Origin of the sequence: Rhodococcus sp. 05-2255-1e, from assembly GCF_002259025.1 — a bacterium.
In the GTDB taxonomy this organism is placed as follows: domain Bacteria; phylum Actinomycetota; class Actinomycetes; order Mycobacteriales; family Mycobacteriaceae; genus Rhodococcoides; species Rhodococcoides fascians.
In genome coordinates, this window is the sequence record NZ_NOZE01000033.1 from 248,222 (window position 1) to 274,391 (window position 26,170).

General features: G+C 62.4%; 26 protein-coding genes. 10 read left to right on the forward strand and 16 right to left on the reverse strand.

The genetic code is table 11. The features are described 5' to 3' along the window. Positions 1–64: 64 nt before the first annotated feature. Positions 65–1,348: an MFS transporter gene (locus tag CH262_RS20155; protein ID WP_256988886.1), complete on the forward strand. Its 1,284-nt coding sequence runs from the start codon at positions 65–67 to the stop codon at positions 1,346–1,348. On the opposite strand, the gene CH262_RS20160 is transcribed toward CH262_RS20155, so the two are convergent. After that, positions 1,323–2,345: an ABC transporter substrate-binding protein gene (locus tag CH262_RS20160; protein ID WP_094718269.1), complete on the reverse strand. Its 1,023-nt coding sequence runs from the start codon at positions 2,343–2,345 to the stop codon at positions 1,323–1,325. The two genes, CH262_RS20155 and CH262_RS20160, sit on opposite strands and share 26 nt — an antisense overlap. Positions 2,346–2,441: 96 nt before the next feature. Further along, on the reverse strand, positions 2,442–2,864 hold the full coding sequence (locus tag CH262_RS20165) for a hypothetical protein (RefSeq protein ID WP_256988887.1): 423 nt from the start codon (positions 2,862–2,864) through the stop codon (positions 2,442–2,444). Between the two features lie 133 nt (positions 2,865–2,997). Between CH262_RS20165 and CH262_RS20170 the strand changes: the two genes are divergently transcribed. Both CH262_RS20170 and CH262_RS20175 read left to right on the forward strand, forming a co-directional pair. Beyond that, positions 2,998–3,474, forward strand: a complete 477-nt coding sequence (locus tag CH262_RS20170) for a DinB family protein (RefSeq protein WP_094718430.1) — start codon at positions 2,998–3,000, stop codon at positions 3,472–3,474. A gap of 161 nt (positions 3,475–3,635) precedes the next feature. Continuing rightward, positions 3,636–4,097 (forward strand): hypothetical protein, encoded by a 462-nt coding sequence (locus CH262_RS20175; RefSeq protein ID WP_032387687.1) that lies wholly within the window; start codon positions 3,636–3,638, stop codon positions 4,095–4,097. 67 nt (positions 4,098–4,164) lie between these two features. Here the strand turns inward: CH262_RS20175 and CH262_RS20180 are convergent, their stop codons facing one another. Then, complete coding sequence (locus tag CH262_RS20180) at positions 4,165–4,944, reverse strand: NAD(P)H-dependent oxidoreductase (RefSeq protein ID WP_032389731.1); 780 nt, start codon at positions 4,942–4,944, stop codon at positions 4,165–4,167. Positions 4,945–5,094: 150 nt separating this feature from the next. Between CH262_RS20180 and CH262_RS20185 the strand changes: the two genes are divergently transcribed. Further along, the gene (locus tag CH262_RS20185; protein WP_094718270.1) at positions 5,095–5,958 is read left to right on the forward strand and encodes a helix-turn-helix transcriptional regulator; all 864 of its coding nucleotides are present in this window, start codon (positions 5,095–5,097) and stop codon (positions 5,956–5,958) included. Here the strand turns inward: CH262_RS20185 and CH262_RS20190 are convergent. Beyond that, a complete protein-coding gene (locus CH262_RS20190; RefSeq protein WP_094718271.1) occupies positions 5,921–7,075 on the reverse strand; it encodes an FAD-dependent oxidoreductase in 1,155 nt (384 codons plus the stop codon). The genes CH262_RS20185 and CH262_RS20190 overlap by 38 nt on opposite strands. A 136-nt stretch (positions 7,076–7,211) precedes the next feature. On the opposite strand from CH262_RS20190, the gene CH262_RS20195 reads away from it, so the two are divergent. Together CH262_RS20195 and CH262_RS20200 are read left to right on the forward strand one after the other, a co-directional pair. Further along, complete coding sequence (locus CH262_RS20195) at positions 7,212–8,228, forward strand: MerR family transcriptional regulator (RefSeq protein ID WP_218829315.1); 1,017 nt, start codon at positions 7,212–7,214, stop codon at positions 8,226–8,228. Continuing rightward, complete coding sequence (locus tag CH262_RS20200) at positions 8,225–8,839, forward strand: LysE family translocator (protein WP_032387691.1); 615 nt, start codon at positions 8,225–8,227, stop codon at positions 8,837–8,839. The genes CH262_RS20195 and CH262_RS20200 overlap by 4 nt, the downstream gene beginning before the upstream one ends. Here the strand turns inward: CH262_RS20200 and CH262_RS20205 are convergent. Beyond that, a complete protein-coding gene (locus tag CH262_RS20205) occupies positions 8,823–9,497 on the reverse strand; it encodes a TetR/AcrR family transcriptional regulator (protein WP_032387692.1) in 675 nt (224 codons plus the stop codon). The genes CH262_RS20200 and CH262_RS20205 overlap by 17 nt on opposite strands. 77 nt (positions 9,498–9,574) lie before the next feature. Here CH262_RS20205 and CH262_RS20210 point away from each other — a divergent pair, with 77 nt between their 5' ends. Continuing rightward, the gene (locus CH262_RS20210) at positions 9,575–9,973 is read left to right on the forward strand and encodes a GNAT family N-acetyltransferase (RefSeq protein ID WP_094718432.1); all 399 of its coding nucleotides are present in this window, start codon (positions 9,575–9,577) and stop codon (positions 9,971–9,973) included. A 147-nt stretch (positions 9,974–10,120) separates the two neighbouring features. On the opposite strand, the gene CH262_RS27965 is transcribed toward CH262_RS20210, so the two are convergent. Further along, complete coding sequence (locus CH262_RS27965) at positions 10,121–10,504, reverse strand: hypothetical protein (protein ID WP_143547141.1); 384 nt, start codon at positions 10,502–10,504, stop codon at positions 10,121–10,123. Between the two features lie 830 nt (positions 10,505–11,334). Between CH262_RS27965 and trpS the strand changes: the two genes are divergently transcribed. Further along, complete coding sequence (gene trpS, locus CH262_RS20225) at positions 11,335–12,381, forward strand: tryptophan--tRNA ligase (protein WP_032392178.1); 1,047 nt, start codon at positions 11,335–11,337, stop codon at positions 12,379–12,381. A gap of 112 nt (positions 12,382–12,493) precedes the next feature. Here trpS and CH262_RS20230 read toward each other — a convergent pair whose 3' ends face one another. Continuing rightward, the gene (locus tag CH262_RS20230; RefSeq protein WP_032374932.1) at positions 12,494–12,865 is read right to left on the reverse strand and encodes a VOC family protein; all 372 of its coding nucleotides are present in this window, start codon (positions 12,863–12,865) and stop codon (positions 12,494–12,496) included. Positions 12,866–13,306: 441 nt separating this feature from the next. Here CH262_RS20230 and CH262_RS20235 point away from each other — a divergent pair, with 441 nt between their 5' ends. After that, entirely contained in the window at positions 13,307–14,851 is a 1,545-nt protein-coding gene (locus CH262_RS20235; protein WP_094718275.1) for an MFS transporter, read from the forward strand. A gap of 113 nt (positions 14,852–14,964) precedes the next feature. Here the strand turns inward: CH262_RS20235 and CH262_RS20240 are convergent, their stop codons facing one another. The 4 genes from CH262_RS20240 to CH262_RS28190 all read right to left on the reverse strand — a co-directional run bounded on the left by CH262_RS20240 (position 14,965) and on the right by CH262_RS28190 (position 17,829). Further along, entirely contained in the window at positions 14,965–15,282 is a 318-nt protein-coding gene (locus CH262_RS20240) for a hypothetical protein (protein WP_141214919.1), read from the reverse strand. A gap of 182 nt (positions 15,283–15,464) precedes the next feature. Further along, positions 15,465–15,830, reverse strand: coding sequence for a hypothetical protein (locus CH262_RS20245; protein ID WP_094718276.1), 366 nt, complete (start codon positions 15,828–15,830; stop codon positions 15,465–15,467). Next, positions 15,827–17,041 carry a hypothetical protein gene (locus CH262_RS20250; protein WP_094718277.1) on the reverse strand — a complete coding sequence of 405 codons (1,215 nt, stop codon included), beginning with the start codon at positions 17,039–17,041 and terminating at the stop codon, positions 15,827–15,829. The genes CH262_RS20245 and CH262_RS20250 overlap by 4 nt, the downstream gene beginning before the upstream one ends. 8 nt (positions 17,042–17,049) lie before the next feature. Next, on the reverse strand, positions 17,050–17,829 hold the full coding sequence (locus CH262_RS28190; RefSeq protein ID WP_256988888.1) for a hypothetical protein: 780 nt from the start codon (positions 17,827–17,829) through the stop codon (positions 17,050–17,052). A 317-nt stretch (positions 17,830–18,146) separates the two neighbouring features. Here CH262_RS28190 and CH262_RS20260 point away from each other — a divergent pair, with 317 nt between their 5' ends. Beyond that, positions 18,147–19,643, forward strand: coding sequence for a sugar transferase (locus tag CH262_RS20260; RefSeq protein ID WP_373453798.1), 1,497 nt, complete (start codon positions 18,147–18,149; stop codon positions 19,641–19,643). A gap of 59 nt (positions 19,644–19,702) precedes the next feature. On the opposite strand, the gene CH262_RS20265 is transcribed toward CH262_RS20260, so the two are convergent. The 5 genes from CH262_RS20265 to CH262_RS20285 are packed head-to-tail and all read right to left on the reverse strand — an operon-like array spanning position 19,703 to position 26,170. Continuing rightward, positions 19,703–21,223, reverse strand: a complete 1,521-nt coding sequence (locus CH262_RS20265; RefSeq protein ID WP_094718435.1) for a cellulase family glycosylhydrolase — start codon at positions 21,221–21,223, stop codon at positions 19,703–19,705. A gap of 4 nt (positions 21,224–21,227) precedes the next feature. Then, the gene (locus CH262_RS20270; RefSeq protein WP_094718278.1) at positions 21,228–22,478 is read right to left on the reverse strand and encodes an acyltransferase family protein; all 1,251 of its coding nucleotides are present in this window, start codon (positions 22,476–22,478) and stop codon (positions 21,228–21,230) included. Next, on the reverse strand, positions 22,471–23,961 hold the full coding sequence (locus CH262_RS20275) for an O-antigen ligase family protein (protein ID WP_094718279.1): 1,491 nt from the start codon (positions 23,959–23,961) through the stop codon (positions 22,471–22,473). Before CH262_RS20275 ends, CH262_RS20270 begins: the two co-directional genes overlap by 8 nt. After that, positions 23,907–25,010, reverse strand: a complete 1,104-nt coding sequence (locus CH262_RS20280; protein WP_256988889.1) for a glycosyltransferase — start codon at positions 25,008–25,010, stop codon at positions 23,907–23,909. The genes CH262_RS20275 and CH262_RS20280 overlap by 55 nt, the downstream gene beginning before the upstream one ends. Then, positions 25,007–26,170, reverse strand: a complete 1,164-nt coding sequence (locus CH262_RS20285; RefSeq protein WP_094718280.1) for a lipopolysaccharide biosynthesis protein — start codon at positions 26,168–26,170, stop codon at positions 25,007–25,009. The genes CH262_RS20280 and CH262_RS20285 overlap by 4 nt, the downstream gene beginning before the upstream one ends.

A 26,170-nucleotide genomic window follows, 5' to 3' on the forward strand; every position in this document is an offset into this window, starting at 1 on the left:
GGATCCGGCTCCGTCCGAGACGGAGAGGACCGCACCTGCCCTCGCGCCAGTAGTGTCGACGTTCGTGACGATCAACCCTGGAGTCGGTGGTGCGTCGGCGCGAGGTTTACTGCGTGACCTTCCGTCGGTGGTCAAGCTCGTGTTGGCATCGATGGTCTTGTTCAATGTCGGCTTCTATCTGGTGGTTCCGTTCCTCGCGGTGCATCTGTCCGAGGAACTCGGATTCGCAAGTTGGATCGTCGGGCTCGTATTGGGTCTGCGCACGTTCAGTCAGCAGGGCATGTTCTTTCTCGGCGGCAGTATCGCCGATCGCTTCGGGCGTCGACCGGTCATTCTGTGGGGCATAGCAATACGCATCGTCGGGTTCGTTGTGCTGGCAGTTGCGAGCAGCCTCCCTGCGGTGATCGTCGGGATTCTGCTGATCGGTTTCGCCGCAGCGCTGTTCGCGCCCGCGGTGGAATCGGCCAACGCCGATATCGGGCGACAGCTCGAAGACTCGGGCGTCATCAAACGCACCGAACTGTTCGGCTACGAACAGATGAGCAGTCGGCTCGGCACCGTGCTCGGGCCGGCGTTGGGGGCGGTGCTCCTGATCTTTCCGTTCTCGGCATCGGCTGCCGTGGCCGCAATGCTGTTCGCCGGCATGTGGATCGGGTTCTACTTCCTGTTCCCCAAGACAATCGAAACGGGCAGTGTCGTCGGTACTTCCATCACCCGGGTCTGGCGTATGGTGTTGGGCAATCGACGCTACGTCGTCCTGGCCACGCTGTGCAGCGCACAGTTCGTCGCGCTCGCTCAGCTGTATCTGATGCTGCCCGAGCAACTCTCACTACGCATCGGCTCGCAGGATCTGCTCGGCTGGTTCTACGTGGGGGCAGCGGTACTGGTGATCGTCGGTCAGCGGCCGATGGTGGCAGTCGCCGCACGGATGGGATCGCGGGCCGCAACAACCATCGGCTTGGCCGTCATGGCGGCGTCGTTCGTCATTCCGGCGGTAGGACCAGGCACCATCACCGACTCGGTGTGGCCGTACGTACAGATTGCAGCGTGGATCGCGCTACTGCACCTGGGGCAGATGTTGATGGTGCCCTCGATGCGAGACACGCTCGCTCGAATTGCCGGAGAACGTTATCTGGGAGCACATTTCGGGCTGCTCAACACCATCGGTGGATGTCTGTCGTTGATCGGCACGATCGGCGTCGGGTATCTCTACGATCGACTCGACGACGGCAGCGTTGCAGCGGCGACCCCATGGTTGGTGGTCGCCGGCTGCATCGCCGCGCCTGCCGTCGTGCTCGGTGTGTGGTCGTCGATGTCCGACGCTATCTGGCCGCGTCGACAGCCTTGATGTCGTCGATGAACGCAGACAGCACAAACGGGATGGTCAACGGATTCGGCATCGACACTGCGTCGGAGACAATCGGATCCAGCGCGATCAATCCACCGTTGCGCACGACGCCCAGACTGGTGAAGGTCTCCTGCGATTCCATGGACTCGCGGTGGAGTTCGTAATTGTCGAAGAAAAGGTAGTCACAGTCGAGCAAGCTGTAGCTCTCGGCCGAGAGTTCGGTATTCAGCTTGCCTTCGAATTGGGACGCCAATGCGGCGGGTGCCTCGAAGCCGAGTGCGGTCAACAGCTGGGCCCGCGCCGAGTCGGGACTGAACGCCCGTAGCTTGCCGTCACTCCACCTGATGACCAATGCAGCCGTCTTGCCGACGAACTGCGGATTGTCGGTTCGAGCCTGCGCCACAAGGGCTTCGACGCGGTCGACCTCGGCCTGAGCGGCACTCGGCAAACCCACGGAGCGTCCGATTCTTGTGGTCACCTCCTGCCACGGCAGCACCCAGTCGGTCTGACCCGCAGCGTGCAGCACCGTCGGCGCAATCGCACTGAGCTGCGCGTAGACGCTTTCGTCGATGGCGTTGTTGACGGCGATGATCAGATCGGGGGCGGCGGCGGCGATCGTCTCCACGTCGAACTCGGTCGTTGCATTCGCCAGTGCGACCGGTTCGTCTCCCTTGACGGTCGGTTCGGCCCAGATGCCGATTCCGTCGTCGGTCGAGCCCTTCCACACCGGCACCAGCACAGGCGTCAAACCCAACGAGAGCAGCACGTCGGAGTCGCCGATGCCCACCGCGGCGATACGGGTGGGAGCAGTGTCGATGGTCGTGGAACCGAGCTTGTGCTCGATCGTCACGGGGAACGCGCCGCTTTCGACGTTCGCCGTCGAGCTCGAACCATCCGAACGTTCCGCCGAGCCGTTGGCGCAGCCGGCAACGACGAGACCGGCGACCGACACGAACGTCATCGATATTGCAGTCCGCCGATTCACCACGGGATTCATCGAGTCTCCTTCGAGCGTAGTTTGGATGCCCTAATCTAAACCACCCTCGCCCGATTGTGCTGTCCTACGTTCTGCGGTCGATACCTTCTCGAATGGCTACGGAACGTAGAACGTCGCGAACCCCGGCACGGTGGTTGCGGAAGTCGGTAGTCCGACGAGTACCACTTGCCCTGGCCCGCTGTACACAATTGCCTCGTGCGGGGATCCGAAGAGGGCGTCGGACAATCGGGCGTTGCCACTGGCCCCGGTAGTCAAGTTCACCCAGCGCACGTCGGAAATGAGGTAGCAGCCGGTGTTCGCGTTCGGGACGTCGGTGACTCTGGCGATCCCGGGTTGCTCGCCGACCACCACGGCACAATTGCTCGGGGGTGAATCGACACTGCCCCTGGGGTTTCCGTAGGGCGCTGGGTTGAATTGAAACGGGATCGTCACCTCCGCGGACGCCACTGCAGTTGACGCGAACGCCGCACCGACCATCACCGCACCGCACACTGCAAGCCGCTGAACGAGTCTTGCCATAACAACCTCCACTGGTTTCGGAATCCGGCGATGGCCCCATCCTCTCTTCTATTCGAGGCGAGATGGTGGCAAACGAGCTATCGAGACGCCATCGACACTGGGTACGGGAGGGGGTCAGGTGTACGGTCCGGTGATGCAGGACGACATCGAAAGACGCGTAGCCGACGCCACTCTCGTGATCGTCGGCGAGAGTCTGTCGTCGATGACGGAAATCCTCAGGGGCCTGGGTGACGAGCTGGCCAACACCACACCGGATCTGCCGGGTGCCAACAGTCCGTACGCCATCGTCTTCCACTGTGTCGCTGTGATAGAGCACTGGGGAGGCTCGGTGATCGCCGGCCTGAAAATCCCGCGGGACCGCGCCACCGAATTCACGGCCACCGGCCGGGTAGATGACCTGATCACATGGGTCGACGACGTTCGTACGCGTCTGCCCGAGTGGGTCGATATGGCATTGCGCGAGGGGATTCGTGATCGGACCGTCATGGGTTCCACACGCCCGGAGCTCGCAACCGCCACCCCGGAATGGGTGTTGACACACCTGGTGCGCGAGCTGTCCCAACACCTCGGCCAGCTGGAGCTCACGCGCGACGTCCTTCGTCGGGCGTGACGACTGCCGACGTTTCTGTTGTCCGCGTTCTCGATGAACGAAGGTACGAATCATCACGTCCTCTGCCGCCGGAGCCTGGGGGAGTGCCACATGGGGGTCGCCCATTGCAACGGCGACCGTTGTCGTTGTGGCTATGCGAATCTTGGTGTGTAGTAGGTGCGATGAAGAGTCGGTGGTCGGCAGTGTCCAGCCTCGGTGCCGTGCTGGTGCTCCTGGCGTTGGTGCTCGCAGGGTGCACACACAGCGGCATCGCTGGCGAGTCGGTTGAAACGGTCGATCGGCAGGACCCGGCAGCGGTGGTCCGAGGTTGGGTCGATGCGGTCAATGCCGGCGATTCGTCGACGGGTGAATCCTTGGTCGCGGACGAGGGGTGGCAGGGGATGCAGGGCTGGTTCGACGCACCCCGTGCACACCTGGACAACCTCGAGATCGTCAGAGTTACCGAGGAAGACCCGACCCCGGGTACAGCCGCCGAAGGCTATCGATTCGAGGCCTGGGTGTCGGTGCGCTTCGATCTCACCGGCGGCGACGGGTCCATGCACGAAGGGGCAACAACCTGGGGATACATCCTCGCACGGCAGGAATCGTCGGATCCGTGGTCGATCGTGAGCAACGGCATGTAGCCCCCATTGCACCCGCAGCCACCTGACCATTCATCGCCAGCGCAGAAACGCGCTCGGCGACAAGTGATCACGACCGCACGTGCAATGCGAAACTCGACTGCCCGTGTTCTTCGAGGCCTTCTTTGAGACGAAGGGACGGCATCTCGTAGTCGCCGAAGTTCTGTTTCCTGAACGCTATTGGTTCGGTTGTCTCGAGTTCGAGTAGTCGCCGTTCCCAGTTCTTCGCTGCAACCGCGTACTCCTCGGCTGTCAATCGATCGGATCCGTGGACGACGAACGGAGGCAGAACGTCGATGCCCGGGTAGTAGAGGATGCCGTGGTGGATGGGGAACAACAGGTCGTCGATCGGGCCGTTGATGCCTCGATCCGAGTAGTGGGCTTCAGGGCCGCCCACGGTCACCGACAACAGTGCTCTTTTGCCGGCGAGGGTTCCTTCGCCGTAGCGCTCACCGTACTTGGTGTCGCTGTGTTCGCCGACACCATAAGCGAAGTGGTAGGTGAACACTCGGTCCACCCATCCCTTCAGGATCGCGGGCATCGAGTACCACCACAGGGGGAATTGGAAGATGATGGTGTCGGCCCACAACAGCTTTTCCTGCTCGGTGCGGACGTCGGACGTGAGGGTGCCAGTGTCGAAGGCCCGTCCGGAATCTGCAGCCACCCGCAGCGGCGACGACGCGGCAGGACCGTAGTCCGATGCGTCCAGCGCCGGTTTCCAGTTGGAGGCGTAGAGATCGGTCACCTGCACTTCGTGGCCTGCGGCTTCCAATGTGGTGACGGCAACATCTTTGAGAGAGTGGTTGAGCGACAGCGGTTCTGGGTGGGCGTAGACGATGAGTGTCTTCACGGGTGCTCCTTGTTGTCGAGTTGTGTTCGAGTGACGCTTTCACCCTGTCTCGTTCTGTCCGTCTCGTTCAGGGGCGCGATGTCCTGTGGTCGGTGTTCCTGGTATCGGCGGTACCACTCTCGATCGACGAATCCGAGGGATACTTCAGGTGTGGACGATTTGGCGAACTTCTTGAGAATTCGGCGGTCCCGGGTCGATCCGACGTCGGTCGGAATTCCCGTCGACCGGTATCGCCGCGTCGACGGGCTGCGGCGCGAGGAGGTCGCTCACCTGTCGGGTGTCAGCATCGACTACTACGTTCGTCTCGAACAGGGCCGTGCCACACAGCCGTCCGAGCAGATTCTCGATGCCTTGGCACGGGTGTTCGCTCTGGACGACACCGAACGGGCGCACCTGGATCGGCTTGCCCGTCGGCGTCGTCGACCTGCAAAGACCCCGAAGGGGCGCGTGCGCCCCGAACTTCTGCGCGTCCTCGATCTGGTCGAGGGAGCGCCTGCGTTCATCATGGATCACCGCATGAATGTGCTTGCGGGCAACCGACTTGCGCGTGTGCTGTACGGCCAACCCATCCCGGGGTTGAACACTGCGAGGCACATCTTTCTCGAAGAGACCGAGCGGGGGCTGTATGACGACTGGAACACCTGCACCATGGATGTCGTCGGTCATCTTCGGCTTGCTGCGGGACAATATCCGGACGATCCCCAGTTGGCGTCGCTGATCGGGGAATTGTCCATGGGGAGTGACCGATTCCGTCGACTGTGGGCCCGCGCTGATGTGTGCGCTCGAACCCACGGGCGCAAGGCCTACCGTCACCCGCTGGTGGGTTTGTTGGAGCTTCATCAGGAGAACTTCGCTCTGCCGGGTGAGCCCGGAATGGAGATGATCGTCCTGAGCGCCGCGGCCGACAGTGCCAGCGAGGACGGCTTGCGGCTGCTTGCAGCCCTCGCGCTCGATACGGCGTCGGACGGTGAACCTGCTACTGCGAGAGACGATCACCCGAGCTCACAGGGGTGACGCCGGTGATCAGGTCGATCATTCCGAACGGGGAGCGTTCCCCGAGACAGAGGTCGAGCGTTTCGTGTGACTGGATGGCCACCGCTTCACTTCGGGTGAACAGGGACTTCTCGTAGACGGAGAGCGCTTCGTCCATGTTGTCGCGGTGATCGGCAATGGCGAGAGCGAGTTCGGCACCGTCGAACATCGAGAGATTCGCGCCGTCTCCGGAGGGAGGCATCAGGTGTGCGGCATCGCCCACGAGTGTTACTCCCGGCGTGCGATCCCAGCGGTGGTCGTTGGGGAGCGTGAAGATCTTGCGGGGAACCAGCGCGGTCTCGCCGTCGGTGATCAGCGCTGTCAATTCCTGTGCCCAACCGTCGAATTCGGCTGCGATCGCGGCTTTGGCGGAGTCGGTGTCGGTGAAGTCGATCGCGTCGATCCAGTCGGAGCTACGGGTGAGCTGAACGTACGTGTGCAGGATGTCGCCGGCCTCGCGATGTACGGAGATCCCCTTGCCCGGTGTGAGGGCGAACATCGCGCCACCGCCGACTGCGCGGGCCGTCGCGGGGTGACGTACGTCGACATCGTGGAGGTAGGTCTCGACGAAGACGGTGCCCACGTAGGTGGGTTGCGCAGCCGAGAGCAGAGAGCGGACTCGTGACCACGCGCCGTCGGCGCCGACGAGCAGATTGCTGACTGTAGTGACGCCGTTCGCGAACTCGAGTGTGTGTTGCCCGTTGCCCAGTGGGCGCACGGAGGTGAGCTTGTGCCCCCACTGAACGGTGGCATCCGGCAGTGAGTCGAGCAGAATGCGTCGCAGGTCGCCGCGCAGTACCTCCGGTCGACCTCCGGTGCCGTCGTCGGGTTCGTCGAGCAGAGCCTCGCCGTTCGGACGCAGGACGCGAGTTGCTTCGCCTCCCGCGTGAATGATGGCGCGGAACTGTTCGGTCAGCCCGGCCGCGGCAAGGGCGACCTGCCCGTCCTCCTCGTGGATGTCGAGCTGCCCGCCTTGGGTGCGCACGTCAGCCGTGGCGTCGGCCTCGTACACCGTGGCGGCGATTCCGTGAACGTGCAGTACTCGTGCCAGCACCAGGCCGCCGAGTCCTGCACCGATGATCGAGATGGATGTCTTCATGAATGTCTCCGCTCATTGTTGGAACGTTGTTCCATTTAAGGATGGAACACTGTTCCAAAGCTGTCAAGTAAGCGGAAGCCCTCGGTCGCCTTTCGCGTTTGACCTGTCCCCTGGGGGCCGGGTTTACGGTACGGAGATGGACGACCTGCTGAGTGTTGGAGATGTCACCCGCGAGACCGGTGCCTCGTCGAAGGCGTTGCGTGGCTACGAGGCATTGAATCTCGTTGTCCCCGAACGGGCGACCAACGGTTACCGCATGTACGACCGCCACCAGGTTCGAGTCGTCGCGCAGATCCACCGGCTGAATGCACTCGGAATTCCGCTTGCGGACATGCACCCGTTCATCGACTGCCTGAACGCCGGAAGTCTTCACGCGGACACCTGCCCCGCCTCGCTGTCGGGGTATCGCCGGGCCATCCAGCGGGTCGAACAGGCCATCGACGACCTCGACCGACAACGCGGCGCGCTGGTCGCCAACCTCGCCGAGGCAAGCGCACGGATGGCCGACGAGTGGGCCACCGCCGATGCGCACAATCCCAATCTCGCCCCGCTGCCGGCCGACCTCGACGTCCCACACGACGACGGAGCGACCGATCATCTACACGGGGTTGCAATGCCGACGACCCGGTTGCCGTCCACCGATGGCGACCACGTCGACCTCTCCGCCCTCGGAACGGGTCGTGTCCTGGTCTATGTATTTCCGATGACCGGTGCACCAGGGCACGACATGCCCGACGGTTGGGACGCCATCCCCGGTGCCCGCGGATGCAGCCCGCACAACTGCGACATGCGTAACCACTATGCAGAGCTGGTGCAGGCCGGGATCAGCGCGGTCTATGGACTGTCGAGCCAGCCAGTCGAATATCAATCGGAACTGGCTGGCGCACTCCGACTTCCCTATCCGCTGCTCACCGACAGCGAACTGGTTCTGCACGACGTGATCGGACTACCGACGTTCAGCACAGACGATCTCACGGTCTACCGACGACTTGCTCTCGTCATCATCGGGGGAATCATCGAGCACGTGTTCTACCCTGTGTTCCCTCCGGACCGCCACGCGCAGACCGTCCTCGACTGGCTCGATCAACACCCCCGGCACGTGACGGCACCGACGCGGATCGCATCGCGCACTGTCGACGGCGACGGGCAGTGATCGGCATTGCCGATCTCGCGCTGTTCGCCGGAGTGTTCGCGGCATCAGCTGCCACCCCCGGCCCCGAAGTTGTTGCGGTGACGGCTCGATCCCTCGATTCCGGGTTCCGGGGCGTTTCTGGACTGGCCGCCGGCATCATTGTCGGAAAGCTGACTCTCCTCGGCATGGCCATGGCAGGCCTCGCCGCTGTTACAACGGCCTACGAACCAATCCTTCGCGCCCTCACCTGGGCCGGCGCTGTGTATCTCTGTTACCTCGCCGCGAAGAAGTGGAGGACAGCCGGAGCGCCGGTGCGCTCAATGCCCACACGTGGCACCTCCCGCCGAGCGCACAGTGTCGGCCTCGGAATCGTGCTCACCATGTCCAATCCGGTGGCCATCGGCTTCTACGTTGCGCTACTCCCCGGCGTCATCGACCTCACACAAGTGCACCTCGACGACTATCTGTTGCTCGGACTCACCCTCATCACGGTCATGGCGGTGATCATCGGGCTCTACGGTCTCGCTGGATTGCGCCTTCGGCGCTTCTTCGACCGCGGCGGTCAACGCGTAGTGGACCGAACCACTGCCGCGGTCTTTCTCCTGTGCGCTGTCTTCATCGTCTTGCGCTAGTTCGGTCGATACCGGCCAGGATGATGTCGACACCGGCCCGAAATTGTTCTCTGTCATCATGTTCGGCGAATTGCGACGCGATTCGGGTCAGGAACGGATAGTCGCCGGTATCCGTCACCGCCGAGCGTGTGGAGTCGAGAAATGTCGCGCGGTCCGTCACCGTGGCGGCCAGTTGCCTCCCGGCATTGCGCTGACTCGCAGCCCCGAGAGCGTGGTACATGAGCACGGACGCGGCATCGAACTGCGCATTCTCTGGAACTCCGCGTACGTCCAGTTCGGTTCCGATGCGGTCGAAGAGATGCATGACGGCCGGCTGCCACGGCGCGCCGGCGAGTTGCGTTGCCACCCATGGCCGTGTGGTGATCATGTCGAACACCCTCATCATCACGCCGCGAACGCCCTGCTCTGTTGCCTCGTTCTCGGGCGAGGATTCCAACACCGACGCCATGACGGCTTTGGCCGCTGCCGCGAGCAGATCTTCTCTGTTGCCGACGTGGTGATAGAGCGCTCCGGCGCCCGTGGACAGGTGTGCGGCGAGGGTGCGAAACGTCAAAGCATCGGTGCCACCCTCGTCGAGCATCTCGATCGCTGCCTGCACTATGCGCACTTTGGACAGTGCATCGGAACGTCGCGCGGGTGTCGGCTTCTTGACTGGCATGCGCAAATCCTGTCACAACTGGAACGTCGTTCCATACCTGAATGCGGGCTATCGTCAGCATTTCTATGCTGTTCGGCATGGCTATCGATTTCCGAGTCCGCTTCGACGTGGATGATGTCCAGCTATCGCAGCTCCATCACGATGCGTTCGGGGGGAACTACGAGTTGGTGCCGTGGGGATCTCGGTTGCAGAGACACAGCAAATCGTGGGTCGGTGCCTTTCATGGCACTGTGCTGTGCGGATTCGTGAACGCAGCATGGGACGGTGGCAAGCACGCGTTCCTGCTCGACACCGCAGTTGCTACGGAATGGCGACACCAGGCGATCGGCACCAGGCTCGTCTCCTATTTGGTTTCCGATCTGCGTACAACCGATATCGAGTGGCTGCACGTCGATTACGAAGAACATCTAGCCGAATTCTATTCTGTTGCATGTGGATTCGAATCAACCTCCGCTGGAGTGCTGCGGCTGAAGTGACTGTCGACCGTGAATTCGAGCCTACGGGGAAGGCGATTACCCGATCTGACCGCGGTTTCGCCGGTAGTTCAGGTCCCGGCAGCGCTGTGGGTGACGCGGGAATCGATCGATTAGAGCAGAACAGATCTCATCCACGACAGGTGATCGTTACCGAAGTAGTCGACGCACGAGCAGAACAGAACCGCCGGCGACGACAATCACCATTGCGACCACACCCAGAAGAATCGTCCCCGCCCCGTCGTCACCCGTGCTGCCGTCGTCGACCATGTCACCTTCGATCGCCAACGGTGTCTCACTACCGGTAGGCGCGGCCGTGGAACTCGTCGACGTCGTCGGCCATTGGTCGGCGAATGCTGGACTCAGCTCGTCGAGAGCTGCTGTCGGGCTGCACGCACCGTCCGCGTAGGAAGCCAAACGAGTGAGATCGCCGCTCCCGGAGTCCTCGCCCGACGCGAACGGAGCGAGGAAGTATCGTTTGCCGATATCGAAAGTGCGTGCATTCGAATTGTCGTGAGGTGCAGCAACATTCACAATCTCGTTAGCTTCTACACCCTTGATGCCAGTGTCGATAGTGAAGGTGTACATGGCCACCGGAAGTCCACCCGACGGAGGGCGTGGGGTCGTCTCCACAGCAGTCGGAGTCGCTATCGCGGCTATCGCAGCTCGATCGCGGGCGAAAGTAACCCGTTCGGTTTCCGATCCGAATCCCGCACAGTCCGCGGAGGCCGTGGGTGCAACCAAGACACCGAGCGAAACTGTCATCAGCGCAGTCAACACCGCCCGGCGAACCGTTCGGTGGGTCGGGAAACGCCGCATGGGTTACTCCTTCATGAGGATCGACCGTCACGCTTTTCTCACCGACGGAAACCCAACGGTTTGTTCCAGGATGGCCAGTAAACCCTGGTGCAATCCCTGGCACAAGTAAACGAGCAACAAAACTACCCAAAAGCCGGCTCCCCGCTTCCTGCCGAGGATGATGCTCGACGCTACCGCGACACCGAGCCTGGCCGATCTCAGTCTCTCCCGCACAATCACCTCGACCATCTTCACGGCTGGGAGGTGGCCACCCCGCCAGCGTCGACCAACGGTGTTACATCCCGCCTGCGGGCAGTGCCGGCCTCCCTACGGACGTACCCCGAATGGAACGCCGCGGCGCTCCACGCCGTCGACGCTGTGATCGATCTACTTCGGTCGAGCTTGCTAGCCTGTCGGGGTGATCGACACTCATCAGGCTTGGTGGTGGCTGCGCTAGCAGCCCGGTCGACCATGTCCTGCGGGCTGTATCTCAGCCCGCTGATCTCTCGTACGGACCAGACGCGCGGCTGATACAGCCCGCTCCGTTCGTGCAGAGAGGTCTTCTAATGAGCACCAACACCTACGTCTCCAGTGTCGAGCGCAGCAACGTGCTCGCCACGAATATCGCGGCCGATCCGGGCCGGTATCGCACGTTGACCGGGGAAAGGCCTACCGGGCCATTGCATCTCGGGCACCTGTTCGGGACGATCCGAGAGCGCGTGCGACTGCAAGATCTCGGTGTCGAGACGATGATCGTCCTGGCCGACTACCAGGTAATTACGGACCGCGATGCAATCGGGCACGTGCGACGGCACGTGCACGACGCGGCCTTGGACAACATGGCGGCGGGGATCGATCCCGACAGGTCGACGATCTTCACACATTCGGCGGTACCCGCTCTCAATCAACTGGTGCTCCCGTTCCTGAGCTTGGTGACCGAGGCCGAACTTCATCGAAACCCGACAGTGAAAGCCGAATTGGCCGCCAGTGGCCGCGCCCTGGGCGGTCTGTTGCTGACGTATCCGGTGCACCAGGCGGCGGATATCTTGTTCTGCAAGGCCAACGTAGTCCCCGTCGGTAAGGACCAACTCCCTCACATCGAGATGGCGAGGGTCATCGCACGGCGCTTCAACGACCGATACGCCGCGGTGTTCGACGAACCACAAGCACTGCTGACCTCGAGTCCCGACGTTCCAGGCCTCGATGGGCGCAAGATGTCGAAAAGTTTCGGCAACGCGATCACGCTGTCGATGACACCGGACCAGACAGCTCAGGTGGTACGTCGAACGGCCACGGACTCTGAGCGACACATCTCCTATGATCCGCAGACGCGACCGGGAGTGTCAGCACTGCTCACCGTCGCGGGCCTGTGCACGGGCAGGGAACCGGACGCGATAGCTGCTGAAATCGGCTCCGGAGGGGCTGGCGCATTGAAAACCCTTGTGACGGAGGCGGTGAACTCGTACCTTGCAGAACATCGCCGTCGACGGGCAAAGCTCGCCGCCGATCCCGGCTACGTGCAGTCGGTAGTGCGCCAGGGAAACCAGCGCGCCAATGAGATTGCAGAGCAGACCCTGGACGAAGTCCGCACCGTGATGGGAACCTACTACTGAGCGAGGCGCGCCGCTTTCCCCGCACAATTATCTCTGACATCGTCGCCCACCTAGAGGTGATCACTTTCAGCTGCCCGTCGGCGGGCCGAAGCGGCAATCACGCGATCCGCCGCTACTGGAGAGGCTGCCCGACGTCGATTCGATTCCCGTCCGGGTCGCAGAAAACGAAGCCACGAAGTCCGTAGTCGGCGTCGCGCAGACGTTTGACGATGCGCACCTGGTGTTCGACCAGGTGCTCGTAGAGGCCCACTGCGTCTTCGACCATCAGGTGCGCAACGTTGTAGGTTCCAGCTCGGTGTCCGCTCACCAAGGTCAGGTGCAGTTCGGCGGCATCTCGCCGGATGATGACGAATCCGGGCGGGCTGCCGTTGGTGAAGGTCACGGTCATGCCGAGCACGTCGCGATAGAACTCGATCGAGTGCTGTATGTCGGTGACGGGAATCGTGGCTGCGATGCGGCCGAAGCCCACGGTGGTTGCACTCATTATCGATCTCCTTGCACAGAGTTCGGGCGGCGAGGCGGTGCTCGCATCAACCCTGTCTCTGGGCGCGGTGGCCCCTGCACGAAGTGTATTCAATGGGCGCACTATTCGCGTCACTGACATCCACGTATTCGATCATCGGGCGTCTCCGCCCACCTTGTGCTCTCGCATTGAGACCCTTCACGTTGGAGGGGCCAGAGGTAACCCACTTCAGGTGCTCGTCGGCGGTGGTTGAGTGACGGTTCGGCAATCGAAGGCGAACGCGGGCGGTAAGTCCGTGGTCAGCCGAGCCGAGGCGAGCGGTCCGTGAAGATGGCATGTTCGGTTGCTGCTGATCCGATCGCCTGCTAATTTGACTGCACCGGAAGTAAAAGCGCTGGCTGTCAGCCGCGTTCGCACGCCGCTCCATCGAGCCGCCACTTCTCCCTTGACCGGAGAGGTGCCATGAGCCCGAAAAAAGAGCGAGCTACACACAATACTGACGAGGCGCACGTCCCCTCGCCGCGGCACCGTCCGCACACCTTGAAAGCCGCGGCGGTGGCTCTAGCCGGACTTTCGGCCGTGTTCCTGTTCGAGATGCTCGACAACTCCATCCTCAACGTTGCTCTTCCCACCATCGGGCGTGAACTCGACGCGTCGACCACCGCGCTCCAGTGGGTCACCGGTGCCTACGCGGTTGTATTCGGCGGACTGATGCTGCTGTTCAGCGCCATCGCAGACCAATTCGGCCGACGCCGTGTGATGCTGCTCGGACTGACGCTGCTGGCCGTCGCCAGCGCTGCCACCGTCCTCGTCACAACACCCGAGCAACTCGTCGCAGTCCGTGCCGTCATGGGTGTCGCTGCGGCGATGACCACCCCCGGTTCCATGGCGCTGGCCTTCCGACTCTTCGATGAGGAGTCGCTACGCGTGAGGGCGCTCACCCTCATCTCGACGGTTGGCCTGGTGGGACTGGCGGTCGGGCCGACCGTCGGCGGATTCGTTCTGGCCTTCGCGCCCTGGCAGGTTTTACTCTTGATGAACGTACCCATCGCGATCCTTGCATTCATCGGAATCCGCATGGGCGTAGCCGAAGACCTCCCCGAGGAGTTGCACCGCGACCCTCTCGACGTTGTGGGGGCACTCCTCGGCACGGCCACCATCGTCCTGGCGCTCGTAGCGCCGACCCTGTTCGTCGAACAGAGCGCAGGTTCGTGGATGCCATGGGCGTCAACTGCCGGTGCCGCGGCAGCGACAGTCCTCTTCGTCGTCCGCGCACGCACCGCTACGTTCCCGCTCCTGGACCTCGAGCTCGTGGCCCTCCCCCTCGTGTCCAGCGGCCTCGCCTACAAAGCCGCTTCCGGTCTGGCAATCGCAGGCCTCGGCTATATGGTCACCCTTCAGTTGCAGTTCGCATGGGGCTGGTCGCCGGCTCTCGCATCGATAGGGATGCTCCCTCAGGTCTTCGTGTTGCTCTTCAGCGGCCGACTCGTCGCACCGTTCCTGCGCAGGGTGGGGATGAACCACGCAGCCTGGATCAGCGCGGCGGCGGTCGTTCTGGGCCTCGCCGTCTTCGCCGGGGGTAGCCGTTTCGGCTATGTCTGGATCGCGCTCGCCCTCGTTCTCGTCGCCGTCGGGATGCGCATCGTCGGCGTCGTCGCAGGTACCAATGTCATGACCGGCCTTCCGGAGAACCGCACGACAATCGGTGCCGCCATGGTCGATACGTCGAGCCAGGTCGCCACCGGCATCGGGATCGCTGTCACCGGCACCATCCTTGCGGCGCTCTTCACGGGCAACATCTCGTCTACAACGTGGAGTGCCGACGAAGCGGCCTCGTTCCAAACCGGAGTCACCGTAGCGGGGTTCGCCATCACCGCGGTAGCCGCAGCGCTCGTGTTGCTCGGCATGATCCGGGCGCGGTCAGATCGCGGCGCCGCCGTCGAAGCTCGAGTGCGACACTCGCTGCACCGATCCCGCCGGCCGATCGAGGGATCGATCGAGTTGTAATGGCTGCGGATGGTCCCCGCTCCCTGTGGGTCGGTAAGGCAGCCGTTAATTTCCAATATCGCTGTCTAACAACGGGTTCAGGTTGATACACGCGCCTGCGGCCGCGACGCCCATCAGAAGTTGTGACAATCCGACGCGACGCATGCCGACAGAGTCGTCGCACAGAACGCTCCACTCGACGGTTCAGCAGCGGGGATTCCGCGACACAGGCCCCAGAGTGGAGCGGGAATTGCAGCGCAACGACCCCGCACCACGTCGAATGCCAGCTTGTGGGTGAAGTCCGCCCGCAGCAGTCCGAAGTTCTGCTCGGAGTCGGCGGGATCGGTTCCGGTGGCACCCGCGGCATACATCTGCCGCAGGAACGTCACCGGTGCCACGGTCCACGGCCCGAAATCCATGATGGTGGCCAACCCGGCGCTGAGCACAGTCACCCCGTGATCGACGCAGTGCACGCCGATACCCCGCGGCGTCGGGCATCGGTGGTCTACGTCCCCGGGTCGAGGAATCTATACAACAACGAGACCGAGATCCACTACTACGGCGAGGGGTAACGGGAACTGGGACAGCGGATGTGGGAGTACCGGAGCGTGTTCCCGAGCGCCGAGTAGGAGGGCTACTGCCACGGAATTCTGTATGGCGGTTCGTCGTCGGGTGTGGACGGAGCAGATGCGGGGAACCAGATGAGCATGGGGTCGAGCTTCAACTCGGCGACTTCCGGTGGCACTGGGACGGAAAGGGTTTCGATTTCGTTCCAACGGCATTCGCCCGCACCCACCCGCTCCGCATAGGCCTTCAGTTCCGCGGACGCCCCTGGCAGTGAAGCGATGTCGTACATCATCGAACTGTCGACCATGCGTGGCTGGTCGAACGAGGGCAGCGGGGTGCGCTGGACGCGGGCGCGGGTCTCGGCCATAGTGTCGAAGATGTCGGTCATCTTCCGAAGTGCTTGGCGCAGAACGGGATCGTCGGACTCCATCATGCATCTGCCCAGGGTTGCTTATCGGTGCCCAACGAGTACGGGTCCTGCGGTACGTGGTACATCGGGCCCGCATCGGCGGTGGTGAAGATATCCTTGGCGAGATCTGCTCGGTTGAGCCACTTGGTAACCGGTGCGAGCTTCTGCTCGAACTGCTCGTTCATGTAGCCGCTGGGGCTGGCGACGATTGTGAGAAACTCCTTCAGCGCCGCGATGCCTATCCGGATCGACTCGTAGAGCGTCATCGCCAGGTTGTATCCGGTGCGGAGAATGTCGTAGACGCGATAGAGCTGATAAGTGATTCCAGCAATCCCGGCTTTCTTGACCAAGAATTCTGCGACTTTCTCGCCGGTGGTCAGATCCAGTTCTTTCTCGACCATCTCACGGACTGTTCTGACCAACGCGTGGGCAGACTCCCTTATCTCCTCGGAGGCTCGTTCTGCGACGGCTTCGACTACGCGCCCGCACCCACCCTCCCACTTCATGGCCTCGACTTGCTTAACGGCGTAGTCCTTGTAGGCCACGGCTGCCAATCCGTTCCATTTCGGATCCACCCGCGAGGTCCCACCAGCCAGTGCTTCGCCGCCGTGTTCCATCGCCTCACCGGCGATGCGGTAGGCACCCCCGAGTCGCCTGAGGTCATTCCAGTTTCCGCCGACCGGGCGGACCAATTCTTGCAACGGGCTGTGTCCGATCAGGTGCTCGATGGCGTTGTCGATATCACCGAGCCACCCTGCTGCATCGGCGATGACGGCCGCCAAGTCGTCGGGGAAGGTCGCGGGGGCCGGGTAGTCGATTCCTTCGGGCCGGCCGTAGTCGACGACGTCGGAGTAGTCGTCGACGCTGCCGGTCGCGGCGCGATTCGCGTCGCCGGGGTCGTATCCGGGCATACCGACCGGAAGGCCGTGGGTGTGTCGATTGAGCGCTTCGTAGTTTCTTTGGTCCTGATCCGAGTACAGCCATGCCGCGGTGTTGAGATTGTTGCCGAGTTCTCCGCAATTGACCGCCAGGTGAACGTGCCTGCCGAGCCAGATGTCTTTCATGCCCTCCAGGGGTGCAACGAGCGTCCCGAGGAGTGCTCCCGCCTCGGCCGCATCGGGAACGGCATTCTCGTTGAAGTACTTGTACGACTTCATCGTCTGACTGCTGATCTCGGACACCAGACGTCCGAGGCCGGAAATCTCCTCGGGGAAGGCCCTGAATTTCTCGTCCATGCGAATCCTCAATCCCCTGGCGTTCGACTAAGGCTGGCAATGATGTCGTCGATCGTGCCGCGCGAGATCGACCGGTCTGTCTGTTGTTCGGCCAAGACCATGAACACGGCGATGGCCGCATTCGAAAAGCCCTGCATTGCAACAATGTCGATGGATGCCGCTGGTGGATCGCAGTCGTACTCTTGCAGGAGGTTCGATGCAGTGACGGTGTACCGAACCGCCGGTGCGTCATTGATCTGCAGGTTGATGGGCTCCGAGTACTGAATAACGGCGTCGTCGTCGGGGGCCCGCCGAAAAATGATGTCAGTTCGACGACTCACTTCCAACGCCGCAGTCTGCACGTCCACTTCGTTACGGCCGGTGATTCCGGTGCTTGCCTTCGAGACTCCGTCCCGAAACTCGGGGCAGTAGTCGTATTCGAACTCCGCGAAGTCGCCGAAGCGCAGTGACTCCTCGTCGTTCTCCCACCCCATAACCCCACCCCGCTGAAATTGCCAGTCTCCCGGCACTGTGTAGCGGATGCCGTATTTGGTGTCGATGGGGATCGGGTCGCCGTCCGGAACGTCGTTCTCCGGGGGAGCAAATTCCATGGACGGAAATCCTGGCGGAGGCTTCGAGGCAGTCGTGGTTCCCGTCGGCGGCAGCGTTGTGGCTGCTTCCGACGTCGGCGCGGTGACGCCCTGGGACGAGTTCGGTGCTTGTGGGCCGAGCTTGGGTAGCAGGTAGCCGACCGCCAAGAACAGTCCCAGTAACGCCGCGACGCGCAGTAGACGCATTTTCAGACTCACAACGCTCCCCCCGAAGTCGCCACACGTTAGCACCTCGATATCGGTCCTCCGTTCGACCGACAACCCTTGACTTCGATCTGACGATTCGGAGCTAATGAATGGGCGGGAACCTCCCGAGGGGGAGTTCCGAGAGCCGTTTGCAACGTAGCGGACACGTCGAGGCAATCCCGCAAAAACATGTAACGAACTGCGTCTACCTGCCGATCTTCATCAGGACAAAGCAAGTAGGACCAGCTAGTCTGCTCCGTGGGGTGGCACGCAGTCGTGTCGATCGCGCAGGGCGCGATACAGCGGATGCATAGGGGAATCAGTTGGCGATCAGCGGCTCGGGCGCGCTGGGATCGGTCGTGTCTCGACGCGACGCTCGGCGGTTGCGCAAGGTGACCTCCCGTCGCGAGTGGGAGTCGCACTACATCGATGGACTGCGCATCACCGACACGCTGGTGGTCTTCCTCGCCGTGACGGTTGCGCAGATCATCCGTTTCGGTGAGATCGACTTTCGCAATCCATGGTCGATTGCCGGCTACATCGGCGTATCGGGTGCCCTCGCCGTGCTGTGGCCGACGTTCCTCTCCATCTTCCGCACCCGTTCCCCTCGGGTCATCGGCAATGGCTCGGAAGAGTATCGCCGCATCGTCTCGGCCACGTTCCGGCTTTTCGGCACCGTGGCAATTCTGTCTCTGCTGTTTCGCTTCGACATCGCGCGTCTGTATCTCGCCATCGCATTTCCCGTCGGCCTGATCGGGTTGCTGCTGAGTCGATGGGGATGGCGCAAGGTGGTCGCTCGCAAGCGTGCGCGCGGTGAGTATCAGACGGCGGTGCTCATCGTCGGAAGTAAGAGTTCGGCGTTGTCGATGGCGCGGTCGTTCGAGCGTTCTCCCGGAGCCGGGTACAGCGTGGTCGGCATCTGCCTGCCCAACTACGAGCCCAGCAGCGCCGCGTCCTTCACCATCGACGGCATAGACATTCCGGTGCTGGGGGACGAGCACAGCGTCGTCGAGGCCATCGAGGTCTCCGGCGCAGACACCGTCGCGGTGACGGCAACCGAGCACATCGGCCATCACGGCCTGCGAAAGATGGTGTGGGACCTCGAGAAGAAGAAAGTCGATCTTGTCGTCTCTCCCGGCGTCATGGACGTCGCCGGCCCGCGACTGGTGATGCGGCCGGTCTCGGACTTTCCGCTCATCCACGTCGAGAAGCCGCAGTACAACGGGGCAAAGAAATTCGGGAAGACGGCCTTCGACCTCGTCTTCGCCGCGTCGGTGTTGCTGGTGATCTCGCCGATTCTGCTCACCCTTGCCGTGATCATCAAGCTCACCAGCAAGGGCTCGATCTTCTACAAGTCCGAGCGAATGGGTATGGACGGCAAGCCGTTCCAGATGATCAAGTTCCGCAGCATGGTGCAGGACGCAGACAAGCGGGTGCAGGATCTGGCTGCCCTCAACGAGGGTGCGGGCGTGCTGTTCAAGATGCGCGACGACCCCCGCGTCACATCCGTCGGCAAGGTGATGCGCAAATACAGCCTCGACGAGCTTCCGCAGTTCGTCAACGTCCTCACCCGCGAGATGAGTGTGGTGGGTCCGCGCCCGCCGCTGCGCAGAGAAGTCGAAACCTACGACGGCGAAGTGCGGCGACGATTGCTGGTCAAGCCGGGCATCACCGGGCTATGGCAGGTGAGTGGCCGATCTGATCTGTCGTGGGAAGAAAGCGTGCGTCTGGATCTCTCGTACGTCGAGAACTGGTCCATGACAGGCGATTTGCTCATCATCGCGAAGACCGCTGTTGCGGTCGCCAAGAGCGAAGGCGCGTACTGATCGCGCCGGGTGGATTTGCCCTCTGCATGGTGGTTCTATTTGTGTCATGTGCCGCTGACCTAGGAAGAAGTGGTCCCCGTCGTCGGTGACCACGCGATTCGCCCGTTCACAAAGTCGATGGCAACGCCGTCTGCATAGGGGTACTCGTCCGTGGTGGGGAAACCGTGTGCTGTTGTCCAGGCCGCGAGAATTGCCCCATGGACGGCGTGGGTTCCGTAAGTGGCGTGACTGAAGACGCGGAAGCCGGCGGGGTTGTCGAAGTCCTGCGTTCCGTTGGCGAAAGGTGCAATGGGCACCAACTGCCAACGGCGCGCAATCGAGCCGACGGGGACGGGAGAGCTGAACCAACCGTTGTTGGTCAGGAAGCGAGTGCCGTTCACATGCTCCTGCGCGAAGCCTCCGCCCATCTCGTAGACCGGCGTGATCGGCGCTCCGAGCGGTGAGTCCCGATTGGCCCCGAACAGTATCGCTTCCTGCCGGGCCGGAAGACCGGCAAGCTGAAGCGTGGCGACCGTGGCCAAGGCAGACTTGCCGGAGTAGTCGGTGTTCACTACCCCGAAGCGGTCCTCGTCATCGTTGCTGCTCGAGTTCGCGTCTCGTACGGTATAGATGTAGAAGGCACCTGCATACGAGACTTCGGTCCATTGCAGCAACGTGTTCATGATCAGGTCGGACTGCTGCTGTGGCGTCAATATTGTTGTCGGAGCGCCATATTCGGTAATCCATATCTTCTTGTCTCCATCCCCGTAGCGTCTCATGATCGAGTGCATTTCGACCATTTGACGCATCGGAGAGTTGTCGTAGAGTGCACCGATCGCCAATGGTGCTGCGTAGTCGTAGGGGTGAAACGAGAGTGCATCGAAGTGGCCGTGTAGTCCCGCGGTGTACATCTGGTTCAGAAATTCGATCGCATGCACTTTGCCGTCACTGTTGTCAGCTGGCCCCATCGCGCCGGCAACGACCGTGGCAGTCGGACTTGCTGCCTTGATCTTGGGATAGGCGGCGCGAACCATCGATGTGTAGAAGGCGGCATCCGGCGTCGGTGCGAAGAAGTGCCGCCCGTTGGGCTCGTTCCATATCTCGTACGCCGAAATTTGGCCGTTGTATCGCCCGGCGACGGTACCGGCGAAGGCACCGAATGCCGCGGCGGACGCGGGCCGGGTCGTCACCGTGGGAGCAGTTCCGTAACCCGCCCACGTCGGACACGACCAGAGGACGCCAAGGATGTTCAGGTTCCGTGCCCGCGCGGCGGTGACCACGTAGTCGATCATGCTCCAGTCGTATGTCGCCGGGTTCGGCTGTACGACATGCCACATGATGTCGATGCGTACGACAGTGCCGTGCGAGGCGGCTATGACGTCGAGTGTTCGATCTACGTCTGTGGTGGCACCGAACAGCAAACTCGAGCCTGTGGAATACCCGACTGGGACGGGTGCGGTCTCTGGTGGGTTCTCCGCGGGACCGAGCGTCCGTGTTGGTGAATCGGATCCAGCGATAGCCAGGGCACCCACCACTGACCCGGCGGCCACCGTTCCGATGAAGAAGCGACGTGACACGACCTGGCGGCCAGACCTACTCATATGGCTACGCCCACAATCGCATCGCTGGTCTTTCGATCACCACGTAGGTGAGGCTTGCGATGGCGATCGTGGCGCCGCAGAGAGCCGCGAAGCTCCAGAGCACGCCGAAGTAGGTGGCGGGTACTGGAATATCTGCTCGCTCGGCGAGCAACATGACCGGATAGTGCCACAGATAGATCGACAGCGAGATGGTTCCGACGTACTTGATCGGACGCCAATCTGTCACTGCGGCAATCGAAGAGTGCTCGCCGCGCGCGAGCGGGGTGATGATCAGCAGGACCAGGGCGGCGGAGGCGATCGCGAACGGCGTGGCCATCACACGGGGAGCAACAACGAAGCAGCAGAGCGCTGTTGCCAGAAAGACGAGCACGGTAATCCCAAGGGCGAATTGGATGCGAATCGTCGACCACGCCTTGAGTGCCCCGCCGCCGATAGCGACGTACACGACGGCAGCGATCATGCCCATGGCGAAGTTGTCTGCGAGGGCCAGGAAGCTACGGGATAGAACGGCGATCCAGTTCGGACCCCAGAAACGCTCCAGGGGTGTCAGCTGTGGGTTGGCATTCTGAAGCGCGATGACGACGGAGGTGGTGACGGCACCGACGACGATCAGAACGGCTGGGGCGATCAGCGCCAGTCTCAAAGTCGATATCGATGTCTTGCGGCTGAGCCAGAATGTCCCCATCGCCATCAGCGGCAGCAGCAGATAGAAGGTAAGTTCCACGGTCAACGACCACGAGGGATTCAGTCCGGTCTGCAACGTCGACGGGAAGAAGGACTGGGTCAGGGTGAGTTGAGCCAGCAGATGAAAGGGGTTGGTGATCATGCCCGTTCCGGCGTCCGAAGTGGTCCATCCGACACTGACGGGATTGACCACATACGAGGCCTGCAGGATGAAGTTGGTGACCAGGAAAATGAACAGGTATGCCGGAAAGATGCGCCGCACGCGTGCGATGAAGTAGCGCCGAGTCGACGGTTGTGTGTTGCCCGCGAACAGCTTTCGTACATATGGCAGGTAGAGCAAGAAACCCGACAGAACGAAGAAGAACGTCAGCCCTTGTCCCAGGAAGTCGATGCGAATGGTGTCGACGATGTTGGGGGCGTAGTGGGCCGATACGTGCACCAGTAGGACTGACAGACATGCGATCCCACGAGGTCCCTCGAGTCCGCTGAGCCATGTCTGCTTCGGCGGTTCGGAGCCTGGCGTATGGGGTGCTGTCTGCTGACGCATGTGCTCGAGTGAGTGCTTAGGCATGGTGCTTGTTCACCTTTCGCGGTGGCGCTGGCGGTGCAACGGGTTTATCCACGAACGGAAGTGGCTGTTGCGCTGAGATGTTCGAGTCGTCAGTTGGTTCCACAGCATCTGCCGCGACGAAGGTCAGCAACACGACGAATGCGAGCGTCACCGAGGGGTTGGTGACGACGGGAAAGTCCAGCTGCAGCCCTACCAGCGAGAAGCCCACGAGGCCGGCCCCGGCCACCCCGCTTTCCCAGGGTTCCTTCCGCGCATTTCGGTGCGCGAGGACGGCTCCTGCGACGAGGACGAGGACGAAGGCAAGGCCGACGAAGATGCCCCCGCGATAGATCGATACCAGCGGCGAGTTCGCGACGTAGTTGGCGTTGTACCCCGCCACCTCGTTGGTGAATTCGTCTATTCCCCAGCCCTTGCCGAAAAGCCAGTTTCCCTCCATGGCAGCAGGGAAATCCGAGAGGGCTGCGGTGCGGGCGCGGGTGCCGGTATCGGAAGCTGAGAAGGAATCGAAGATTCGATCGGCAACAGCGGGTACAGCGAGGGTGGAAGCGGCCGCGGCGATGCAGCCGGCAATGATCGTGATGCGCTTGTCGGCCCGCATCTTCTGGAACATCAGCAACGCGACTGCGGCGACGACTACGGAGAACATGGCACTTCTGCTCAGAGTGATCACCAAGGCTCCGCCGATGATGAGGGCATAGACAATTCGCTGCCGACCGCGTAGCAGTGCACACGCGAGGGTCAGTCCCACGAGGGTGAAGATCCCGGCGACGTTGGGATCGATGTAGGTTCCCGTCAACCGCACGACCTGCGTCATGCCGTCCTGGTAGAAGCGCAGGTGCGTACCGATGATGCCGGTGTTTCCGTATCCGAACGGGGCGAGGTGGTTCATCCACGAGCCGGACTTGTCGAGAAAGAACATAGCCAGCGCGAAGACGGATCCGGTGCCGACGCCATAGACGAAGACGCGGCCGAAGCGGCGTAGATCATCCTTCGGCAACCGCAGCAGTGGGAAAATTACCGACATTGCGACGAGCCACCGAGTGAACTCGGTGATGTCCTGCATCCTTACCGCCGTGGCGATCAGCGAAACGAAGGATGCCGCGATGAGAATCAGCACGGTGATCTCGACAGGGTCGATGGGGCCGAGTTCGATCGGATGTGTCATCGCAGAGATCCACACCATTACAACCATCAGCAACGCGATGGGTAGACCCGCGCCTGGGAGCACAGCGAAAGGCGCACATCCCGCGCTGAACGCCAAGCCCACGTAGGACCAGCGTGGTTGCACCACAGCGACAGTGACTGCGGCCAGACCGGCGATGAGCGCGGCCCCGAGAGTCAGGCCGAGCTTCTGGCCGCTACCCAACCCGATGCCGAGCACCAGGGGCAACACCACTGTCATGAACACGGCCCCGAGTGCCGCACGATTCAGCACGGTCTGAGCCAACCGTGCACCGAGTCGTGCGGCACCCGGCTCTGCCAACGTTGCTCGCCTCGCTCGTAGAGCTCGCGGCCTGCGGCGACAGCGGCCGACCGGTCCAGCAGGAATTCGCGACACCGTTCGATGGCGACCGCCGGATCGGCGATGCCCTCGATGCCCAGAGCGGAGGACAGGGAGCCGACCGCCGCGGGAGTACCGACGACGGGCAGACCGCGGCTGGCTGCATCGAGAATCTTCACGCGGACGCCGCCCCCGGTAGCGATCGGTGCCACGAGCGCGCGGCAGGTGTCGAGGAAGCCGGCCAGATCGTCGACGAATCCGAGATCACGGACCCCGTCGGGCAGGTCGAGATCGTCCGCGTCGGGATGGGGAGTGCCGACGATGCAGAGCTCGGCATCGTCGATGCCCGCACAGATCTGCGGCCACCAGCCCAGCAGAATCTTGTAGGCCTCCTGATTCGGAGGCCACGTGCGATCTCCGAAGAACACCAATCGATTGCCGGAGTTCGCGATGTTCACTTGCTTCTTGGGAGGGAGTGTCAGATCCAGCCAGTATGTACGGGCGATACCTGCGCGTCGGTAGAACTCGGCCTCGTCCTCGTCGTAGGTGCCCACGGTGTACGCCCCGCGGGCGACGCGCAGTTCGTCGCGCAGGATGCGCGTGGAATCGAGCTTTCCGATCAGGCCCCGGGTCGCCTTCCACACCAGAGTCTCGGAGACGACTGTGCTGACGGCAAGGGGGATGGTGCCGGCCTTGGTGGAGCGGAGGAACGGCTCGGCCATGTAGGTGTGGTCAGCGACGAAGATGTCGGAATCGGTGTCGTCGATGGCGGCGACGACGGAGTCGATGTCGAACCTGCTGTGCACCAGACTCTTACGGTAGCGAGCGCTGCGCAGGGCGATGGTCTTGATATCTGCGTCGGCCTTGGGAACTCGCCGCCAGCCGTCGGCCGTGCTCTCGGGCCGAGTCGACAGGCAGATGGCCCGGACGTCGTAGGACTCGGCGGCAATGCCCATCACCAGTCTCGCCATGGTCAGATCGCCGGTGGATTCGTGGCTGGGATCCTTCGCCAGCAGGAAGGTCGCTTTCACGACGGTTTCACCTCCGCAGGACGGTGTACGTAGATCGCGCGACGGTAGACGAGGAGCATGGCGAACTCGCAGTACACGCACGCGATGGCTGCGCCGTACCCACCGAGCCAATGCGCCAGAACGAACACCGAGACCACCTTCAGCGCCGCCACACTGGCTGTGGTGCGCACTCTCAGTGCATCTCGATGTTGTAGCGACAGGATCATCGTGAACACGAAGTTGACCGATCGACCGAAGACGAAGAGCGACAGGATCATTGCCACGTAGCCGACGTCGTCGTAGCCTCCCCACAGCAGCACTCCGACGCCCACGGCTGCCATCGCCGCGGCCGTCGTCAGCGATACCTTCACGATGTTGTTCACCGGGGGAGCGGAATCGATGTGGCCGCGCGCATCTCGCAGCGAATTGACGAAGGTGTTCGCGTAATTCTGACCGATCGAGGCGATGGCCAGGGCGGTGACGATCGCGACCGAGTAATAACCTGCCGCATCGGATCCGGCAACGTACCCGATGATGAGGACGTCGCCCGATGCGTATGCCGCGGCGGCAAATGCTTCGGAGGACAGCAGGGTGATCTCGCGTCGGTGGCCCGGCATCTGGGGTGCGTGTCCCGGTACGAACCTCAGGGTGGCGCACCAGATCACGATGTACGGCAACAGGTACAGCGTGCTCGAAACGTACAGCTGCGGATCCTGTGCCAGGTACAGGTACGAGCCGCCGAGGCCGATGGCGACGAGTTGTCGTGCGGCGTCGAACCGCATGGTGACATCCGGTCTGCTCTCCCGCAGGTAGCTGCTCTTGAAGGTGTTGAACAGCAGCTCGCCTGCGGCGACGACAATCGCGAATCCGGCCACGTACCACTGGGTGTACACGGCGATCCCGATGGCCGCGATCGCGGTACCGAACAGCACACGCAGGCATCGTTCACGCTGGAAGTCGTCCTCGGATACCCGCAGCGACCGGACGAAGAAGGCGTTGTCGAGCGGAGCGTTGAGCAGTGCTGCACCGGCGAATCCCATTGCGTAGATTCCGTATTCGCCGACACCGAGAGTGTGAATCATCGCCGCTGTCCACAGCAGACCGAACACTCGTCCGCTGTAGCTCCAGAACGAGGCGAGCCCGGCGCGGACGATGTTGCTGTTCGGAATGACTCTGGGCAT

What these genes read in the sequence shown, in the direction of transcription:
- CH262_RS20160 (WP_094718269.1), bottom strand. Translation starts at nt 2,345, where the DNA reads ATGAATCCCGTGGTGAATCGGCGGACTGCAATATCGATGACGTTCGTG.
- CH262_RS20165 (WP_256988887.1), bottom strand. Translation starts at nt 2,864, where the DNA reads ATGGCAAGACTCGTTCAGCGGCTTGCAGTGTGCGGTGCGGTGATGGTC.
- CH262_RS20170 (WP_094718430.1), top strand. Translation starts at nt 2,998, where the DNA reads ATGCAGGACGACATCGAAAGACGCGTAGCCGACGCCACTCTCGTGATC.
- CH262_RS20175 (WP_032387687.1), top strand. Translation starts at nt 3,636, where the DNA reads ATGAAGAGTCGGTGGTCGGCAGTGTCCAGCCTCGGTGCCGTGCTGGTG.
- CH262_RS20190 (WP_094718271.1), bottom strand. Translation starts at nt 7,075, where the DNA reads ATGAAGACATCCATCTCGATCATCGGTGCAGGACTCGGCGGCCTGGTG.
- CH262_RS20195 (WP_218829315.1), top strand. Translation starts at nt 7,212, where the DNA reads ATGGACGACCTGCTGAGTGTTGGAGATGTCACCCGCGAGACCGGTGCC.
- CH262_RS20205 (WP_032387692.1), bottom strand. Translation starts at nt 9,497, where the DNA reads ATGCCAGTCAAGAAGCCGACACCCGCGCGACGTTCCGATGCACTGTCC.
- CH262_RS20210 (WP_094718432.1), top strand. Translation starts at nt 9,575, where the DNA reads ATGGCTATCGATTTCCGAGTCCGCTTCGACGTGGATGATGTCCAGCTA.
- trpS (WP_032392178.1), top strand. Translation starts at nt 11,335, where the DNA reads ATGAGCACCAACACCTACGTCTCCAGTGTCGAGCGCAGCAACGTGCTC.
- CH262_RS20230 (WP_032374932.1), bottom strand. Translation starts at nt 12,865, where the DNA reads ATGAGTGCAACCACCGTGGGCTTCGGCCGCATCGCAGCCACGATTCCC.
- CH262_RS20235 (WP_094718275.1), top strand. Translation starts at nt 13,307, where the DNA reads ATGAGCCCGAAAAAAGAGCGAGCTACACACAATACTGACGAGGCGCAC.
- CH262_RS20245 (WP_094718276.1), bottom strand. Translation starts at nt 15,830, where the DNA reads ATGATGGAGTCCGACGATCCCGTTCTGCGCCAAGCACTTCGGAAGATG.
- CH262_RS20250 (WP_094718277.1), bottom strand. Translation starts at nt 17,041, where the DNA reads ATGGACGAGAAATTCAGGGCCTTCCCCGAGGAGATTTCCGGCCTCGGA.
- CH262_RS20265 (WP_094718435.1), bottom strand. Translation starts at nt 21,223, where the DNA reads ATGAGTAGGTCTGGCCGCCAGGTCGTGTCACGTCGCTTCTTCATCGGA.
- CH262_RS20270 (WP_094718278.1), bottom strand. Translation starts at nt 22,478, where the DNA reads ATGCCTAAGCACTCACTCGAGCACATGCGTCAGCAGACAGCACCCCAT.
- CH262_RS20285 (WP_094718280.1), bottom strand. Translation starts at nt 26,170, where the DNA reads ATGCCCAGAGTCATTCCGAACAGCAACATCGTCCGCGCCGGGCTCGCC.